The sequence below is a fragment of the Caballeronia sp. SBC1 genome (assembly GCF_011493005.1).
Lineage (GTDB): Bacteria > Pseudomonadota > Gammaproteobacteria > Burkholderiales > Burkholderiaceae > Caballeronia.
The window spans coordinates 939,605-955,883 of record NZ_CP049156.1 but is presented as its reverse complement, the minus strand read 5'-3'; the positions used below and the strand labels follow the sequence as shown (position 1 = coordinate 955,883).

Sequence of the window (16,279 nt, the reverse complement as noted above, 5' to 3'; positions counted from 1 at the left end):
AACATCACTATGACGTCCCAACTGCACAAAAAAGGCGAAGCCTGGTCGGCTCGCTTCAACGAACCAATGTCCGATCTGGTCAAGCGCTATACGTCATCGGTGTTCTTTGACAAGCGCCTCGCGCTTGTGGATATCGAAGGATCGCTGGCGCATGCCGCCATGCTGGCGGCGCAAAAGATCATCGCCGATGCCGATTTCCAGGCCATCCAGCAAGGCATGACGCAGATCCGCGGTGAAATCGAACGTGGTGAATTCGAGTGGAAACTCGATCTGGAAGACGTGCATCTGAACATTGAAGCGCGGTTGACGGCGCTTATCGGCGATGCCGGCAAACGCCTGCACACTGGCCGCTCGCGCAACGACCAGGTCGCGACCGACATCCGCCTGTGGCTGCGCGGCGAGATCGACCTGATTGGTGAATTGCTGATCGGATTGCGCCGTGCCTTGATCGATATTGCCGAGCAAAACGCCGAAACCATCATGCCCGGCTTCACCCACCTGCAAGTGGCGCAGCCCGTGACGTTCGGTCATCACCTGCTTGCTTACGTCGAAATGTTCAGCCGCGATAGCGAACGTCTGCTCGATTGCCGCAAGCGCGTGAACCGCCTGCCGCTTGGCGCTGCCGCGCTCGCCGGCACGAGCTATCCGATTGATCGTCACGCTGTAGCCAAGACGCTCGGCTTCGACGGCATCTGCGCGAACTCGCTCGACGCCGTGTCGGATCGTGACTTCGCCATTGAATTCACCGCGGCCGCCGCGCTGATCATGACGCACGTGTCGCGCTTCTCCGAAGAACTCGTGCTGTGGATGAGCCCGCGCGTTGGGTTTATCGACCTGGCTGACCGTTTCTGCACCGGCTCGTCGATCATGCCGCAGAAGAAGAACCCCGACGTGCCAGAACTGGCGCGTGGCAAGACGGGACGCGTGAACGGACATCTGATGGCTTTGCTAACGCTGATGAAGGGCCAGCCGCTCGCGTACAACAAGGACAATCAGGAAGACAAGGAACCGCTGTTCGATACCGTCGATACCGTCTCCGATACCCTGCGTATCTTCGCCGAAATGGCAGCGGGCATCACGGTCAAGCCGGATGCAATGCGGGCAGCCGCATTGCAGGGTTTTTCGACCGCGACCGATCTCGCCGACTACCTGGTGAAGCGCGGCCTGCCGTTCCGCGACGCACACGAAGCGGTGGCGCTGGCCGTGCGGATCTGTGTGGACCGCGGCTGCGATCTGGCCGATCTGACGCTCGACGAAATGCGCGCGGAATTGCCCAACGTGGCACGTTTGATTGGCGACGATGTGTTCGAGTACCTCACCTTGGAAGGCTCGGTCGCCAGCCGGAATCACGCTGGTGGCACGGCGCCGGAGCAAGTTCGGGCGGCCGCGAAGGCGGCTCGGGCGGCGTTGGGGTAAGAAAGGCGCCCTCACGATCGCTTGAATATCGTAGCTGATTCGGCTACGATCGTAGCCAATCATGCTACGTTCTCCATCCGAAACGCTCTTCAACAGCTATCGCCGGCGTGTTCTTGGACTCCTGCTGCTTCGGCCGGACGAGTCCTTCCACGTCCGCGAGATTGCCCGGCTGACCGGCACCGCCGCCGGCACACTTCACAAAGAACTGAGCAAGCTCGCCGCAGCCGGCATTCTCGTCGCCGAGCGGCGCGCTAACCAATTGGTCTATATGGCTAATCGCGCCTCGCCGATCTACGATGAGCTAGCCAGCATCATGCGGAAAACCTCCGGATTGACCGACGTTGTCGCTAATGCGCTCGCCTCTTGCGCCTCATTAATCGACGTCGCGTTCGTGTTTGGATCGGTTGCACGTGCACAGGAAACGGCACATAGCGATATCGACGTAATGATTATCGGCGAGGCAAGTTTCGCTGAAGTCGTCAGGCAGTTGTATTCAGCGCAAACCACTTTGGGACGCGAGATCAATCCCGTAGTGATGTCGGCAAACGAATGGCGTGCCAGTTTTGAACGCAAGGACGGGTTCGCTCTGGATTTGATGGACAAGCCGAAGATCTACGTGGTGGGCAACGAGCATGACCTTGCAAAACTTGTTGGGAATCAGCCTTGATTCGATCGCACCGAATCGCGAAACCATCGCGCGCCTGCTCGCGGCCGCGCAGCGCAATTTGCTGGACGCACGGCTCAACGCGCTGAGTCAGGAAAACCGCTTCGACGCCGCCTATAAAGCCATCATGCAGTTGGCCATGCTGGCGCTCAACGCCAACGGCTTCCGGACCCTGACCAGCCGGCCGGGACATCACCAGACCGCCATTCAATCGTTGACGCTCACCATCGGCTTGTCGACGGATCGGATGATCGTGCTCGACGCTCTGCGCAAACAACGCAATCTTTCCGATTACTCGGGCGATCTCGTCACTGACGCGGCCGTTCGTGAATGCATGTCAAGCGCAACAATGCTTCTTGATGATGTCCAGAAGTGGTTGACCGTTAATCGGCCCGAGCTCACCTAGCCAATACGTTGATCGGGCAGGACGGCGCTTGGGCGCTAGCGGGTTTTCTTGTCGACATTTTTCCGGGTTACCTTGACCCGTTGACAATGTGACGGATCGATACATTCCGACGACGAACAACGCATTTCCCGGATAATTCTGTGTCCATTCGAAATCCGCACCCATGATCATCCGTCCCAAACTCAACTGGTTCCGCATGCTGTTCGTCTGGCGCGGGTCCGTACTGCCGCAGCTGCTGCCGCGCCTCGCGTTGATCTTCGTGTTGTCGGTCGCGGCGATCGTGATGCACGACCACGTGCGGAATTACCCGGTCGGGCTCGGCACGCCGCCGTTCGCGCTCGTCGGCATCGCGCTCGCCGTGTTTCTCGGCTTTCGCAATAGCGCAAGCTACGAGCGCTGGTGGGAAGGCCGCAAGTTGTGGGGCTCGTTGTTGATCCACGGCCGCTCGATCGCGCGGCAGGCGCTGACATTGCCGCGCGGCGTGAAAATCGAAGATACGCGCGAGTTCATCGCGGGAATTGGCGCGCTCGGTCACGCGCTGCGCCACGAAATGCGCCGCACCGATCCCCTCCCCGATCTCGCCACGCGCCTTCCGTCCACGCTTTATCAGCGCGTCGTTCAAGCGCAATACCGCTCGTCCGTGATCATGCGATGGCTCGGCGAATGGGTAAGCACGCGCGCTCGCGAAGGCGCATTCGACGGCTACGGCGTGCTCGCATTTGAGGAAAATCTGAATGAGTTGTCCGCGGTGATTGGCGGCTGCGAACGGCTGGCATCGACGCCTCTGCCGTTCTCGTATTCGGTGATGATCCATCGCACCGTGTATCTGTTCTGCGTGATGCTGCCGTTCGGGCTTGTCGATGGCGCGGGCTTGCTGACACCCTTGTTCGCGCTGCTGGTGGCGTACTCGTTCATGTCGCTGGAGGCGATCGCGGCGCAGATCGAAGATCCGTTCGGCCTGGAAGAAAACGACCTGGCGTTGACCGCACTATGCGACTCGCTGGAGACCGCACTCCACGATATGGCCGCCGATCCGGCGTTCACACGACCACCCAAGGCATTGCCGGAACCGAACGTGACAGAGCGCCGGTTTATCGTTACTTAAGAAGCCAAAGCAAACTGAGCATCAATGAATGACAAAGGCCCGCATTTCGCGGGCCATTGTCATTCCTACGTTCTCACACCGTCATCAGCGCTCAAGCGCCACGCAATCGACGAAATACTCAATACGCCCGTTGATCATCTCCCCGACCAACCCGTGGATATCGGTATGGAAGCCCGGGAAGCGTTCGTTGAACTCACGCGCAAAACGCAAGTAATCGACGATCGTCTTGTTGAAGCGCTCGCCTGGAATCAGCAACGGAATGCCCGGAGGATACGGCGTCAACAGAATGCTGGTCACGCGCCCTTCGAGTTCATCAATAGGCACGCGATCGATCTCCCTATGCACGAGCTTTGCATAGGCTTCGGACGGCTTCATGGCCGGTTCCATGCTGGACAGGTACATCTCAGTCGTCAGCCGGGCGATATTGTTGGCCCGATAAACGCTGTGAATCTGCGCGCAAAGATCCCGCAATCCCATGCGCTCATACGAAGGATGCTGCGCAATAAAGTCCGGCAAAACACGCCACAACGGCTGGTTGTTATCGTAGTCGTCCTTGAACTGCTGCAACTCGGTGACCATCGAATTCCAGCGGCCTTTGGTAATGCCGATCGTGAACATGATGAAGAACGAATACAGCCCGGTCTTCTCCACGATAATCCCGTGCTCCGCCAGATATTTCGTCACGATCGCGGCCGGAATTCCGGTCTCGCCAAACTCACCGTCCACGTTGAGTCCGGGCGTGATGATGGTCGCCTTGATCGGATCGAGCATGTTGAAGCCTTCGGCAAGCGGCCCGAAACCGTGCCAGCGATCGTTTGGCTTCAACACCCATTCCTCACGATCGCCAATGCCCTCTTCGGCGAGCGCTTCCGGTCCCCACACCTTGAAGAACCATTCGTCGCCGTATTCGTCGTCGACCTTGCGCATGGCGCGGCGGAAATCGAGCGCTTCCGCAATCGACTCCTCCACCAGCGCCGTGCCGCCGGGCGGCTCCATCATGGCCGCAGCCACGTCGCAGGACGCGATGATCGCGTATTGCGGGCTGGTCGACGTATGCATCAGATACGCCTCGTTGAAGCGATGCTTGTCGAACGTGCTGTTCTCGGAGTCCTGAACCACGATCTGCGACGCCTGCGAAATCCCGGCCAGCAGCTTGTGCGTGGAGTGCGTGGCGAACACCAGCGCGCCGGTGCGCGGACGGCCCGCGCCAATGGCGTGCATGTCCTGATAAAAGTCGTGGAACTCGGCGTGCGGCAACCAGGCTTCGTCGAAGTGGAGCGTGTCGAGCATGTCGCCGAGCAGATCCTTGATCATCTCGACGTTGTAGACGATCCCGTCATACGTGCTTTGCGTGATCGTCAGAATACGCGGCTTCACCTTCGGATTCTTCGCCAGCGCCTCGCGCGCGAACGGGTTCGCTTCAATCTTCTTGCGGATGTTTTCCGGCTTGAATTCGTCGCGCGGAATCGGTCCGATCAGGCCAAAGTGATTGCGCGTCGGCGTCAGGAACACCGGAATCGCGCCGGTCATGGTGATGGCGTGCAGGATCGACTTGTGGCAATTACGGTCGACCAGGACGATATCGCCAGGCGCAACGGTCGCGTGCCAGACAATCTTGTTCGACGTCGACGTGCCGTTGGTCACGAAGAACAAATGGTCCGCGCTGAAAATGCGCGCCGCATTGCGCTCGGACGCCGCGATCGGTCCGGTGTGGTCGAGCAACTGGCCGAGTTCATCGACGGCATTGCAGACGTCCGCCCGCAGCATGTTCTCGCCGAAAAACTGATGAAACATCTGCCCGAGCGGATTTTTCAGGAATGCAACGCCCCCTGAGTGCCCCGGGCAATGCCACGAGTACGAACCCTCTTCCGCGTACTGCACGAGTTCCTTGAAGAACGGCGGCGCCAGCGCGTCGAGGTAGACCTTCGCCTCGCGAATGATGTGGCGCGCGACGAACTCAGGCGTGTCCTCGAACATGTGAATGAACCCGTGCAGCTCGCGCAGGATGTCGTTGGGCAAGTGCCGCGACGTGCGCGTTTCGCCGTACAGGAAAATCGGGATATCTGCGTTGCGTCGTCGAACTGCCTGCACGAACGCGCGCAACGCGACAATCGCGGACGCCAGCTCCGGCGTATCGCCCTCCGCCAAGACCACGTTGCTGTCGGCGTACGGCAGCAATTCGTCGTCGTCAATCGATAAGATGAAGCACGATGCGCGGCTTGATTGCTGCGCAAACGACGTCAGGTCGCCGTAACTCGTCAGCCCAAGCACCTCGACGCCTTCGCGCTCGATCGCTTCTGCAAGAGCGCGAATGCCGGAACCCGAGATGTTCTCGGAGCGAAAATCTTCGTCGATGATGACGACGGGAAAACGGAACTTCATGCGGCGAATCTCCAAATGGAACGACCGCTGACCGAGTTGTGCGTGCTCGAGTCCAGCGGTCTTTCAAAAAGCGTTGCAATGACGTTTCTAACAAGCAAGAAACGTCAGGTTTTCGGCAGTGTTACGCCGATTTGCCCTTGATACTTGCCCCCACGATCGGCGTATGAGGTCTCGCAGATCTCATCGCTTTCAAAGAAGAGAACCTGCGCCACGCCTTCGTTCGCGTAGATTTTGGCAGGCAATGGTGTCGTATTCGAGAATTCGAGCGTCACATACCCTTCCCATTCCGGCTCGAACGGCGTCACGTTCACAATGATCCCGCAGCGGGCGTACGTGGATTTGCCGAGACAAACGGTCAGGCACGAGCGCGGAATCCGGAAATATTCGACCGTTCGCGCAAGTGCGAACGAGTTCGGCGGGATGATGCAGACGTCGCCCTTGAAGTCGACGAACGATTTTTCGTCGAAATTCTTCGGGTCGACAATCGTGGAATTGATGTTCGTGAAGATCTTGAATTCGTCTGCCACACGAATGTCATAACCGTAACTGGATGTGCCATAGCTCACGATCTTGCGGCCGTCTTCGGACACCCGCACCTGATCGCGCACGAACGGCTCGATCATGTTGTGCTCTTCGGCCATGCGCCGGATCCACTTGTCGGACTTGATGCTCATAAGGGAACGCTACCCAACGAAAGAGGCGGCTTGAAAGGGGCCGCCGGGCTTGAAACAGGGCGTGGCCGGAGACTCGGGATGAATGCAGAAGCACGCCGAAGCCAGCCAGACCAGACGAGAAGCCCGTATTTTACTTGATGCGCCGGCTGCGCGACGCGGCTATGCCAAGCGGCTGGGTCACGCGTCCCAACAGCCTGATTTCATTGAAAGATGAAGGATCACTGCCGGATCACACCGCACGCGAGAGCGGGACCGGCGCCATGCGGCACGATGGCGTAGGTGTCGGCGGCGTCGCGATGAAGCACGATGGCGCGCGACAACACCGAGCGCACGCCGTCAAGCGACACATCCGGCGCGACAATGAAGCCCGTCGCCGTACCGTTCGCGTCGGCGCGAATGCTGGCCAGGTCGCCTTCAACCTTGGTGCCGGAGTCGCTGCGCTCGGACGCCGGCGCGAAAACCGGGCCGCCGTCGGACGAGGTTGCGATGATGCAATCGCCGCGTTCGTGAATCTGCAGTGCGTGCTCGCTATTGGGCGGCATTCCCGACAGGTTGTAAGACACCTGGACACCGTCTGCGCGTTCGATGAACGTAACCGTGCCAGTCACCGTATTGCCGCCGGTAGGCTGCAACGTGGCGTCGGCACGTTTTTCGTGGTTCTGGAACAGGAGGCCGCAGCCGCCGAGCAGCATGACACTGGCCAACACGCTGACAGTCGTGCTCAAACTCAGTATCAGGCTCGGGACCGGGTGTCTCGCGGCAGGCAGTCTGCGCGATTCAAGCCCGTCGAATCTTTGTTTCATGCGATCCTCATGGCGACCCGCGACCACCCCGTGTGTTCACCTGGCCGCGCCAATCAAGGCGACATGATACCGCGACACGCGCCGCCAAAATCGCCCGCGTCTTCGTGCCGCCTAAGTGTTTTGCACTACGATGGTGGGGAACATCGACGTCATGTCACGCTGGCGTTCGGCAATCGAAATAGCCACCTTGCGCGCGATGGACCGATAAGCCTCGGCAATCTTGCTGTCCGGTTCCGAGATCACCGTCGGCTGGCCCGCATCGGTTTTCTCGCGGATCGCGATATCGAGCGGCAAGTGGCCGAGCACCGGCACGCCATATTCCTTCGACATCCGCTCGCCCCCGCCCGCGCCAAAAATATGTTCTTCGTGGCCGCAATTCGAGCAGATATGCGTGCTCATGTTCTCCACGATGCCCAGGATCGGGATGCCCACTTTCTCGAACATCTTCAGACCCTTCTTGGCGTCCAGCAACGCGATGTCCTGCGGCGTGGTGACGATCACCGCGCCCGTGACGGGCACTTTCTGCGAGAGCGTGAGCTGGATGTCGCCGGTGCCGGGCGGCATGTCGACGACCAGGTAATCGAGGTCCTTCCAATTGGTCTGGCGCAGCAATTGTTCGAGGGCGGACGTGACCATCGGGCCACGCCATACCATGGGATTATCCTGTTCGATCAGGAAACCGATCGAGTTGGCCTGGATACCGTGGCCCACCATGGGGTTCATCGAGGTGTTGTCGGGCGATTCCGGCCGGCCGGTAATGCCAAGCATCATGGGCAGCGACGGCCCGTAGATATCCGCGTCCAGCATGCCGACCGACGCGCCTTCGGCCGCCAGCGCAAGCGCCAGGTTCACGGCGGTCGTGCTCTTGCCGACCCCGCCCTTGCCCGACGCGACCGCAATGATGTTCTTCACGTTCGGCAGCAGCTTTACACCGCGCTGGACCGCGTGCGCGACCACCTGCGAGGCCACCGTGACCTGTACGCCAGCCACGCCTGGCACGCCAGCGACGGCGTTCGCCACAAGCGTGCGGATGGCGTCGAACTGGCTTTTCGCCGGATAACCGAGCACGATGTTCACGCTGACGTTTGCCCCGTCCACGGCCACGCTACGGATGCTTTTCGTGTCCGCGAAAGTGCGGCTGGTGTTGGGATCGATCAAACCGCTGAGCGCGGTGTCGATCTGGGCGCGATCAAGACTCATCGAAACTCCAGGGGAACGCTTTTTGCGATTGCGGATCGAATGGTCCGCACGCAAAGTATGAAATTGAAAGGAATTGTTGCATGACATTGCGTCGCCGCAGTGTGCGATGCACTATCCCACGCTGCCATGATTCGGGGACGCATCGTTATAATCGCTTGAATCCTTGGCCGTATTGTAGTGGCAGCCGCAACGACTCACCGGAAGACCCTACTGGGCTCCTTTCGGACCGTCGGTACTGGCTTTGTCTGAATTGGTATCCTGGAGAATGAACAATGAACTCGAAAATGATGACCCGCTTGTGCGTAATCGCTGTAGCGGGCACGCTTGTCGCCGGCTGCGCAACCCAGCAAGGCAATAACGCCGCCGTTGGCACGGGCATTGGCGCGGCGTCGGGCGCGGCGCTTGGCGCAATCTTCGGCGGCGGTAAGGGTGCGGCTATCGGCGCAGGCGTCGGCGCAGCGGCCGGCGGCATTACCGGCTACAACTGGCAAGCCATCAAGGGCAAGCTGACGGGCGCAACGAAGGGCACGGGCACGCAGGTGACGGAACAGCCGGACGGATCGCTGAAGGTCAACATTCCGAACTCGATCTCGTTCGACACCAACAGCTACGCGATCAAGCCCGGTTTCGCACCGGTGCTCGACCAGGTCACGCAAACGCTCACGCAGCATCCTGAGCTGATCGCGCAAGTGGTGGGTCATACGGACAGCACGGGCCAGCCGGCGTACAACCAGACGCTGTCGCAGAATCGTGCACAAAGCGTGGCTTCGTATCTGGCAAGCCGCGGCGTGGCAGGTCAACGTCTGTCGGCACAGGGCATGGGCCAGACCCAGCCTATTGCTGACAACAGCACTGAAGCTGGCCGTGCGCAGAACCGTCGCGTGGAAATCTACCTGCGCGCGACCGCGCAGCCGGGTCAGGTTCAGTAAGACGGTTGATTTACAAGAGGGATTGATGCGGTTGCAGGGTCGGAGGTTCGATTCGTTTCGCAGAAGAACAGCGGATACGAAAAATATTTGAAACTTTGCCTTGGCAGTCCGTGTCTGTATTAACGGTAGGTGGCTGGCTTTGCCGCCACGTGCCATTCTCCTCTTGTCGTTGTTGCTCCGGGGCCGTTAATCCGTTAATCGCCCCGGTTTTTTTTCGTCTGGATTTTGGGAGGTGTCCTCCGGCCAACCCCGGCCGCCCCTCCCCGCGCTCCATTACCGCCCGAGTGCGAACGAAAGACCCTTGGCTGTTAGAATCGTGATTCGCTTTTTCACGCAATCACTGAATTCTTCAACCGCAGGCCAGCGCCTTATGTCAGCACCCTCATCAGCACCCACCTCGTCTACATCCGTTTCCGCAGTGGCGCCCGCCACGCCCGGCCTTCGCCGAATTCTCGTCACGTCCGCGCTTCCGTACGCGAACGGTCAGATTCATATTGGCCATATGGTCGAATACATCCAGACCGATATCTGGGTGCGCTCGCTGCGAATGCACGGTCACGAGGTCTACTACGTCGGCGCTGACGATACCCACGGCACGCCAATCATGCTGCGCGCCGAGCAGGAAGGCATCACGCCGAAGCAGTTGATCGAACGCGTGGGGAAAGAGCACAAACGCGATTTCGACAGCTTCGGCATCTCGTTCGACAATTACTACTCCACCGACGCCGAAGAAAACCGCGTGCTGTGCGAATCCATCTACGGTTCGCTGAAGGCGGCCGGACTAATTGAAGCGCGCGACATTGAACAAGCCTACGATCCGGTCAAGGAAATGTTCCTGCCCGACCGCTTCATCAAGGGCGAATGCCCGAAGTGCGGCGCGAAAGACCAGTACGGCGACAACTGCGAAGTCTGCGGGTCCACCTACCAGCCGCTCGATCTGATCAACCCGTATTCGGTGGTTTCGGGCGCAACGCCGGTGCGCAAAACCTCGACGCACTATTTCTTCCGTCTCTCCGACCCGCGTTGCGAAGATTTCCTGCGCGGCTGGGTCAGCGGGCTCGCCCAGCCGGAAGCCACGAACAAGATGCGCGAATGGCTCGGTGACAAGGGCGAGGCCAAACTCGCCGACTGGGATATTTCGCGCGACTCGCCGTATTTCGGCTTCGAAATCCCGGGTGCGCCGGGCAAGTATTTCTACGTCTGGGTGGACGCGCCCGTGGGTTACTACGCCAGCTTCAAGAATCTGGCGGATGCGCGCGGCCTCGATTTCGAGGAGTGGATCCGGCCGGGATCGAAGACGGAGCAGTATCACTTTATCGGCAAGGACATCCTGTATTTCCACACGCTATTCTGGCCCGCGATGCTGGAGTTTTCCGGTCATCGCACGCCGACAAACGTGTTCGCTCACGGCTTTCTCACCGTCGACGGCGCGAAGATGTCCAAGTCGCGCGGCACATTTATCACGGCGAAAAGCGTGATCGATACCGGGATTAATCCCGAGTGGCTGCGCTACTACTTCGCCGCGAAGCTGAACCACACAATGGAAGACATCGACCTGAGCCTCGATGACTTCCAGGCGCGCGTGAACAGCGATCTGGTCGGCAAATACGTGAATATCGCGAGCCGGGCGGCGGGATTCCTGATCAAGCGTTTCGAGGGCCGCGTGCTGGACGGCGCGATGAATCATCCGCTGCTGCTGCAATTGCGCGCAGCGGTGCCGCAGATCTCGGCGCTCTACGAGGCGCGTGAGTACGGGCGGGCGTTGCGCACAACCATGGATCTCGCCGATACCGTCAACGCGTTTGTCGATACCGCGAAGCCCTGGGATCAGGCGAAAGACGAAGCCAACGCCGCCGCGCTGCATGAAACGTGCAGCGTGAGCCTGGAAGCATTCCGTTTGCTGTCGCTGGCGTTGAAGCCGGTGCTGCCGGTGCTGGCGGAATCGGTGGAAGGGTTCCTCGGCATCGCGCCGCTGGTCTGGTCGGATGTTTCCACACCGCTCAGTTCTTCGCAGCCGATCAACGCGTACAAGCACTTGATGACGCGCGTCGATCCGAAGCAGATTGAAGCGCTGATCGCGGCCAACCGGGAATCGGTCGCGCCGGGGCAAGCCGTTGCTGCCGCGCCCGCGGCTACTTCTGCTTCTGCGTCAAAGAAAGCGGCGAAGGTGAAAGAGCCAGAAGCGGAAGGCGTGATTTCCATCGATGACTTCGCCAAGGTCGATCTGCGAATCGCGAAGATCGTGAATTGCACAGCGGTCGAAGGGTCGGACAAGCTGCTGCAACTGACACTGGATGTTGGCGAGGAAAAAACCCGCAACGTGTTCTCCGGGATCAAGTCGGCCTATCAGCCACAGGACCTGATCGGAAAGTTCACGGTAATGGTCGCGAATCTGGCGCCGCGCAAGATGAAGTTCGGGCTGTCGGAAGGCATGGTGCTGGCCGCTTCCGCCGACGACGAGAAGGCCGAACCGGGTTTGTACATCCTCGAACCGCACGGCGGCGCCAAGCCGGGTATGCGCGTGAAGTAAAAGTACGGCTGGCGCGGTTTTTCAAGGCGCGCGAACGCAAGAGCAAAAGGCCGTTTCCAACTCACGTTAGAAACGGCCTTTTAGCTTTCATGCGGTCCGCAATCTACTTCCCCTCTGTCGGCCCATTCCTTCGCGACCACGAATCGAATCGCCGCGTGTAAAGCAGATCCATGCCCTGGAACGTGCCGCCGTATGCCGATATCGACCAAAAGCGCGACAGGCTCAGCGTCGCCTTGATCGCATTGCTCGCCGACTGCAGACCCTGCTCATAGCCAAGCACGAGCCGTTCATTGATCGCCTTCGACAACATCACGACTTGCGGATCGGTCAGCCCAACCTCACTAGTACCAATCGAAAACTCATCCAGCCCGAACGTCTGCGCAATCCGCTTGCCCTGCGAACTTCCCAGCAATGCGAGCGCATTCGTCATCGCGCTCTGCTGACCAATGTTGTTGCCCTGATCCGTGCCATGCCCGAAAAGCAACCACGACAACTTCTCGTTATCCGGCACGTTCGGCTCTGAGATCAGCTTGGCAACCGGCGACTGCACGGTGCCCGTCACCTGCACACCGGCCTCGATTTCCTGATTGCGCCGCATCGCCAGGATATTGATGCCGGGATTCGCGACCGGTCCGTTGAACGTGAAAAAGCCGTTTTCGATACCCAGCTTCCGCCCAAACGCCGTATAGGTAGAACCCGGCGTCACGCGCACGTTGCCCACCGCCCGCAGCGGCATGTTCGGCGCGCTCATCGCGGTGACGGTGCCGGCCAGGCCAAGGTCTGCGCCCGCACCACGGAAGCGAAATTTCTGGCCGAGATTGATATCAATATTCGCGCGCGGCGCGAACGCACCCACGGGCTTCTCGCCGGTCGCGACAACGTGCTGATCCTCGCCCTTCACGGTACCGTCGGGCCGCACGATCACGACGTCGTCGCCAAGCGACGGCGCCGATTGCTCAGGCAAATCGAAGAGCGCGTGATCAACAGTGAACTTGCCGTCAATCGCCATGCCGCCCTGCAAACCTGCGTTTGCCACGGACGCGCTCCCCGACAACTGCAACTGCCGGTCAGGCGACGCAAACAGTTCAAGCTTGTCAGCAATGATGCTGGCGGTCAGGTCCGGCTGCTGCTGATCCAGCCGCACCTTCCCGGTCGCGCGCAACGTGCCGCTCGCGCCGTGAAACTCGACCTGCTGGAAATCGACAAGATTCTCCGACAACGCAATCCGGATCACGCCGTCCTTCAACTGCACGCCCTGGTCGATGACCGTGACCGACAACGCGTCGCCGGTGAGCATGCCCGACAAAGTCGGTTTTGCAACGATCCCCGCGATGGTCAGCTTCAGCGCAAGGCGACCATCGAGCAAATAAGCCGGGCCGAACAACCCGCCGGTCGTGCGCAGCGTTGGAACGCTCGCGTCAATCGCTCCGCTCAGCGGCGCTTCGTCAGCAACCGTGAGCACACCGTCGCGCGCCACCAGGTTCGTGTGGACATTGGCATCAATCACGCCGATCCGCGTTGCCTGCGCGTGCACCGTCGCGTTGAGCCGATTGCCGCCGGTGAAGTCCGCGCGCGCGGTTATGTCCGTGATGCCGAGCGCCGCGACGCCGCGGGCGGCGTCAATGGAGACATCGCCCGAACGCCGCTTCAGTTGCACGTAGCCCGTCGCGGTGGCGCCGAGCGCAAAATTCCAGTCACCATCGAAAACCAGATCGGTCTTGGCCGGTGGCGGTCCGCCCTCCAGCTCCTGACGGATTTCGAGCAACCGCGCCACCGAGAGGTTCGTCAACTGGCCAGCCGAACTGATGCGCCCGCCATCGAGCGCGAACGATTTCAAGTCAAGCACGGCGCCTTCCGCCGACAAGCGCGTCGCGCCCAGCGCCACGTGGTTTGGCGCGTAGCTCACGGTTACCGGCGCGTCGAGATTCACATTCGGCGTGCCCTTGTTCGACAAGCGCGTCACCGTGCCGTCCCAATGCGCGCCGTCGCGGGCATCGGTCAGGCGGCCGCTCGCGGCCAGCGTCAGGTTGACCGCGTTACCACGCACCTTGCCAACCGCGGTTGCGTTGAGCGTATGGTTCGCGCGCGTGCCGTTCAGGTTTGCGTCGAGGCTCGCGAGATCGACGCCCTCCGTGCTGACATCGCGTGCCTGAAGCGTGAATATCAGCGCGCCGTTTGCACCGTCGCGGGCTTCCGCCCGGCCTTCTGCATGGCCAACTCGGTTCGCACCGAACACCACGCTGTCGGCCTGATAGTTAGCCGCCAGATTCGGATGCGCGAACGAACCGGTGACATCGCCGTCGGCCTTGATGAGCCCTGCCAGTCCGAAACCCAGCCGCTCGAGCTGCGGTGCATCGATACGAAAACGCAGGCGATCGCCCGGCGCGCCGAAACTGCCGTTGAGATCGACGTCGTTACCCGCTATGGAAAGCGTTGCCGTGCTCGGCAGGATGCGCGTTCCCACGACCTGGATGGTGCCCGCGCCGGTGAGCGGGAGGTTGTCGTAGACGCTGTCACCGAGCTTGAACTGGGCCTTGGTGGTAAGCGTGGGCGCGAGCACACCCGTTGCCGACAGCGTGCCGTTCACGCGTGCTTCGATGGGCCGGGACTTCGCCGCCGGCTTCGCTTTGGATCCCTTCGGCGGAGGCTTCGCGACCAGTTCGTCGGTCAGTAGCAGCGGATTGAAATCGATGAGCTTAGCCTTCAGGTCATAGCTCGAATGCGTGTCTTTTTGCAGCGCGCCGCTCAGCTCGATACGGCCTTTCCCTACGCTCAGTTTCACGCCATCGAACGCGGTTTGCCTGGCGTCGAGCGTGACCTTGCCTTGCGCGTGCAACGCCGCTTTCGGGTCGTTGAGGTCCAGCGTGATGGTTTGTGTATCACCTGCGAGATGGATGCCGATCGGCCCGGCAAATTGCGTGGGCCGAATGGTCGATTCGATTGCGTTCAGGTCAAGCTTCGCGACCCTCAGGTCGAACTGACCTGTCCCGCCCTTGAGCGTTCCGCCGCCGGTGACGGTGGCGTCCTTCAGCAGCCGCACGTTCAGGTCGGAGATGATTTGCGCCGATGCATCGAGCTTCACGTTCGCGCGGGCATCGATCAACGGAAGCAGTTGCTTGTCGACTGAGCCGGGCTTCGCATTCACGATCGATACCGGCCCGGTTACCACCAGCGCGTTCGGCGTAGCCGGATCGGGCTTCAGTTCGGCGCGCAACGCGAGATCCGCGAAGGGCGCGCTCGGGCTGAACGCCTGCGGATTGACGTGATCGATAGTCACCAGCGCGCGCTTGAGCGGCACGTCGCCGAACGGCGCAGCCTCAACGTGCGCCTGCCCCTTGAGCTTCAGGCCGCTCGCGTTGATATCGGCAGCCAGGTTTTCCAGCGACCCCGTCAAATGCGCAGCCACCTGCACGGCCTCGCCGCTGACCTCGCCCGAATAACCGGCATCGCCGGTCAGCGGAAACGGGCGCGCGCCACCATCGAGTTTCAAGGCGGCGGTGATGGCGCCGAACGGCGTATCGAGGCGCTGGATGCGGGCCTCGTGATAACGGCCATCGCTGTGTCCGTCGAGTGCGAGCCGCGAGAATTCGGTGGTCGTCGCGCCTTCATGGAGGCGCAGCTTGTTGAGCGTGACGTCGCTCACCGCAAGCTGGATCGGCAAGCGCAAATCCTGCGGCAACTCGGTCTTGCTCGTGTCTTTTGGCGAAGGCGCAATGCGCGCATCGACCGTACCAACGTGCAAATAATCGATGGTGAAACGTAACGGCGCGCGCGTCAGTTCCCATCGGCCGGAAGCGCTGTCCACGGCAATATCTGTTCCCTTGCCGTCGAGACTCTTCCAGTGGACGTTGCGCAACTGCAAGCCCGTCGCAATCACGCCGCCGTCTAGCGTGCCGCTCAGCCGGCCGCCGAGCAGCGACGTCGCCGCCTGCCATACATAGCGCGTCCCGCGCTCGCTGTTGAGCGCGTACAGGATCATTGCAACGCCGAGCACGAAGCACAGCACAAGCACCAGCACAGACCCGCCGAGCCATTTGGCCAGGCGCCGCCAGCCGCCGCGCCGTGGCTTCGGCGCGGGTGTGCTGTGTTCAGACGCGCCGTTCCCCCGGTCCTCGGAAGGGTCCGGTTGGCCTGCAGGAGATTGGCCGTTCTGGTCGCTCATGCGTGCAG

Annotated in this window: 11 protein-coding genes; 6 read left to right on the top strand and 5 right to left on the bottom strand. The window is 60.8% G+C overall.

Annotated features, from left to right (window positions below; all coding sequences use genetic code 11):
• Positions 1 to 9: 9 nt before the first annotated feature.
• From argH to SBC1_RS04110, 4 genes are all read left to right on the top strand, one after another.
• Complete coding sequence (gene argH, locus SBC1_RS04125; protein WP_165987387.1) at positions 10 to 1,416, top strand: argininosuccinate lyase; 1,407 nt, start codon at positions 10 to 12, stop codon at positions 1,414 to 1,416.
• 61 nt (positions 1,417 to 1,477) lie between these two features.
• Complete coding sequence (locus SBC1_RS04120) at positions 1,478 to 2,083, top strand: nucleotidyltransferase domain-containing protein (RefSeq protein ID WP_165087235.1); 606 nt, start codon at positions 1,478 to 1,480, stop codon at positions 2,081 to 2,083.
• Positions 2,049 to 2,486, top strand: coding sequence for a DNA-binding protein (locus SBC1_RS04115; RefSeq protein ID WP_165087232.1), 438 nt, complete (start codon positions 2,049 to 2,051; stop codon positions 2,484 to 2,486). The genes SBC1_RS04120 and SBC1_RS04115 overlap by 35 nt, the downstream gene beginning before the upstream one ends.
• Positions 2,487 to 2,649: 163 nt before the next feature.
• The gene (locus tag SBC1_RS04110; protein ID WP_165087230.1) at positions 2,650 to 3,591 is read left to right on the top strand and encodes a bestrophin family protein; all 942 of its coding nucleotides are present in this window, start codon (positions 2,650 to 2,652) and stop codon (positions 3,589 to 3,591) included.
• 84 nt (positions 3,592 to 3,675) lie between these two features.
• Here the strand turns inward: SBC1_RS04110 and SBC1_RS04105 are convergent, their stop codons facing one another.
• The 4 genes from SBC1_RS04105 to apbC form a co-directional block, all read right to left on the bottom strand.
• Positions 3,676 to 5,973 carry an arginine/lysine/ornithine decarboxylase gene (locus SBC1_RS04105; protein WP_165087228.1) on the bottom strand — a complete coding sequence of 766 codons (2,298 nt, stop codon included), beginning with the start codon at positions 5,971 to 5,973 and terminating at the stop codon, positions 3,676 to 3,678.
• Positions 5,974 to 6,077: 104 nt separating this feature from the next.
• Positions 6,078 to 6,647 (bottom strand): dCTP deaminase, encoded by a 570-nt coding sequence (dcd, locus tag SBC1_RS04100; protein ID WP_047896066.1) that lies wholly within the window; start codon positions 6,645 to 6,647, stop codon positions 6,078 to 6,080.
• A gap of 218 nt (positions 6,648 to 6,865) precedes the next feature.
• On the bottom strand, positions 6,866 to 7,339 hold the full coding sequence (locus tag SBC1_RS04095; RefSeq protein WP_241202074.1) for a superoxide dismutase family protein: 474 nt from the start codon (positions 7,337 to 7,339) through the stop codon (positions 6,866 to 6,868).
• Between the two features lie 222 nt (positions 7,340 to 7,561).
• Positions 7,562 to 8,650 carry an iron-sulfur cluster carrier protein ApbC gene (apbC, locus tag SBC1_RS04090; protein ID WP_165087223.1) on the bottom strand — a complete coding sequence of 363 codons (1,089 nt, stop codon included), beginning with the start codon at positions 8,648 to 8,650 and terminating at the stop codon, positions 7,562 to 7,564.
• Positions 8,651 to 8,922: 272 nt separating this feature from the next.
• Here apbC and SBC1_RS04085 point away from each other — a divergent pair, with 272 nt between their 5' ends.
• Positions 8,923 to 9,579 (top strand): OmpA family protein, encoded by a 657-nt coding sequence (locus SBC1_RS04085; protein WP_165987386.1) that lies wholly within the window; start codon positions 8,923 to 8,925, stop codon positions 9,577 to 9,579.
• 370 nt (positions 9,580 to 9,949) lie between these two features.
• Positions 9,950 to 12,109, top strand: a complete 2,160-nt coding sequence (gene metG / locus SBC1_RS04080) for a methionine--tRNA ligase (RefSeq protein WP_165087218.1) — start codon at positions 9,950 to 9,952, stop codon at positions 12,107 to 12,109.
• A 103-nt stretch (positions 12,110 to 12,212) separates the two neighbouring features.
• On the opposite strand, the gene SBC1_RS04075 is transcribed toward metG, so the two are convergent.
• Entirely contained in the window at positions 12,213 to 16,271 is a 4,059-nt protein-coding gene (locus SBC1_RS04075; protein WP_165987384.1) for a translocation/assembly module TamB domain-containing protein, read from the bottom strand.
• Positions 16,272 to 16,279: the final 8 nt, after the last annotated feature.

Excerpts from the sequence above, each read along its gene's own strand:
- argH (WP_165987387.1), top strand. The coding sequence starts at position 10 with ATGACGTCCCAACTGCACAAAAAAGGCGAAGCCTGGTCGGCTCGCTTC.
- SBC1_RS04120 (WP_165087235.1), top strand. The coding sequence starts at position 1,478 with ATGCTACGTTCTCCATCCGAAACGCTCTTCAACAGCTATCGCCGGCGT.
- SBC1_RS04115 (WP_165087232.1), top strand. The coding sequence starts at position 2,049 with ATGACCTTGCAAAACTTGTTGGGAATCAGCCTTGATTCGATCGCACCG.
- SBC1_RS04110 (WP_165087230.1), top strand. The coding sequence starts at position 2,650 with ATGATCATCCGTCCCAAACTCAACTGGTTCCGCATGCTGTTCGTCTGG.
- SBC1_RS04105 (WP_165087228.1), bottom strand. The coding sequence starts at position 5,973 with ATGAAGTTCCGTTTTCCCGTCGTCATCATCGACGAAGATTTTCGCTCC.
- dcd (WP_047896066.1), bottom strand. The coding sequence starts at position 6,647 with ATGAGCATCAAGTCCGACAAGTGGATCCGGCGCATGGCCGAAGAGCAC.
- SBC1_RS04095 (WP_241202074.1), bottom strand. The coding sequence starts at position 7,339 with ATGCTGCTCGGCGGCTGCGGCCTCCTGTTCCAGAACCACGAAAAACGT.
- apbC (WP_165087223.1), bottom strand. The coding sequence starts at position 8,650 with ATGAGTCTTGATCGCGCCCAGATCGACACCGCGCTCAGCGGTTTGATC.
- SBC1_RS04085 (WP_165987386.1), top strand. The coding sequence starts at position 8,923 with ATGAACTCGAAAATGATGACCCGCTTGTGCGTAATCGCTGTAGCGGGC.
- metG (WP_165087218.1), top strand. The coding sequence starts at position 9,950 with ATGTCAGCACCCTCATCAGCACCCACCTCGTCTACATCCGTTTCCGCA.
- SBC1_RS04075 (WP_165987384.1), bottom strand. The coding sequence starts at position 16,271 with ATGAGCGACCAGAACGGCCAATCTCCTGCAGGCCAACCGGACCCTTCC.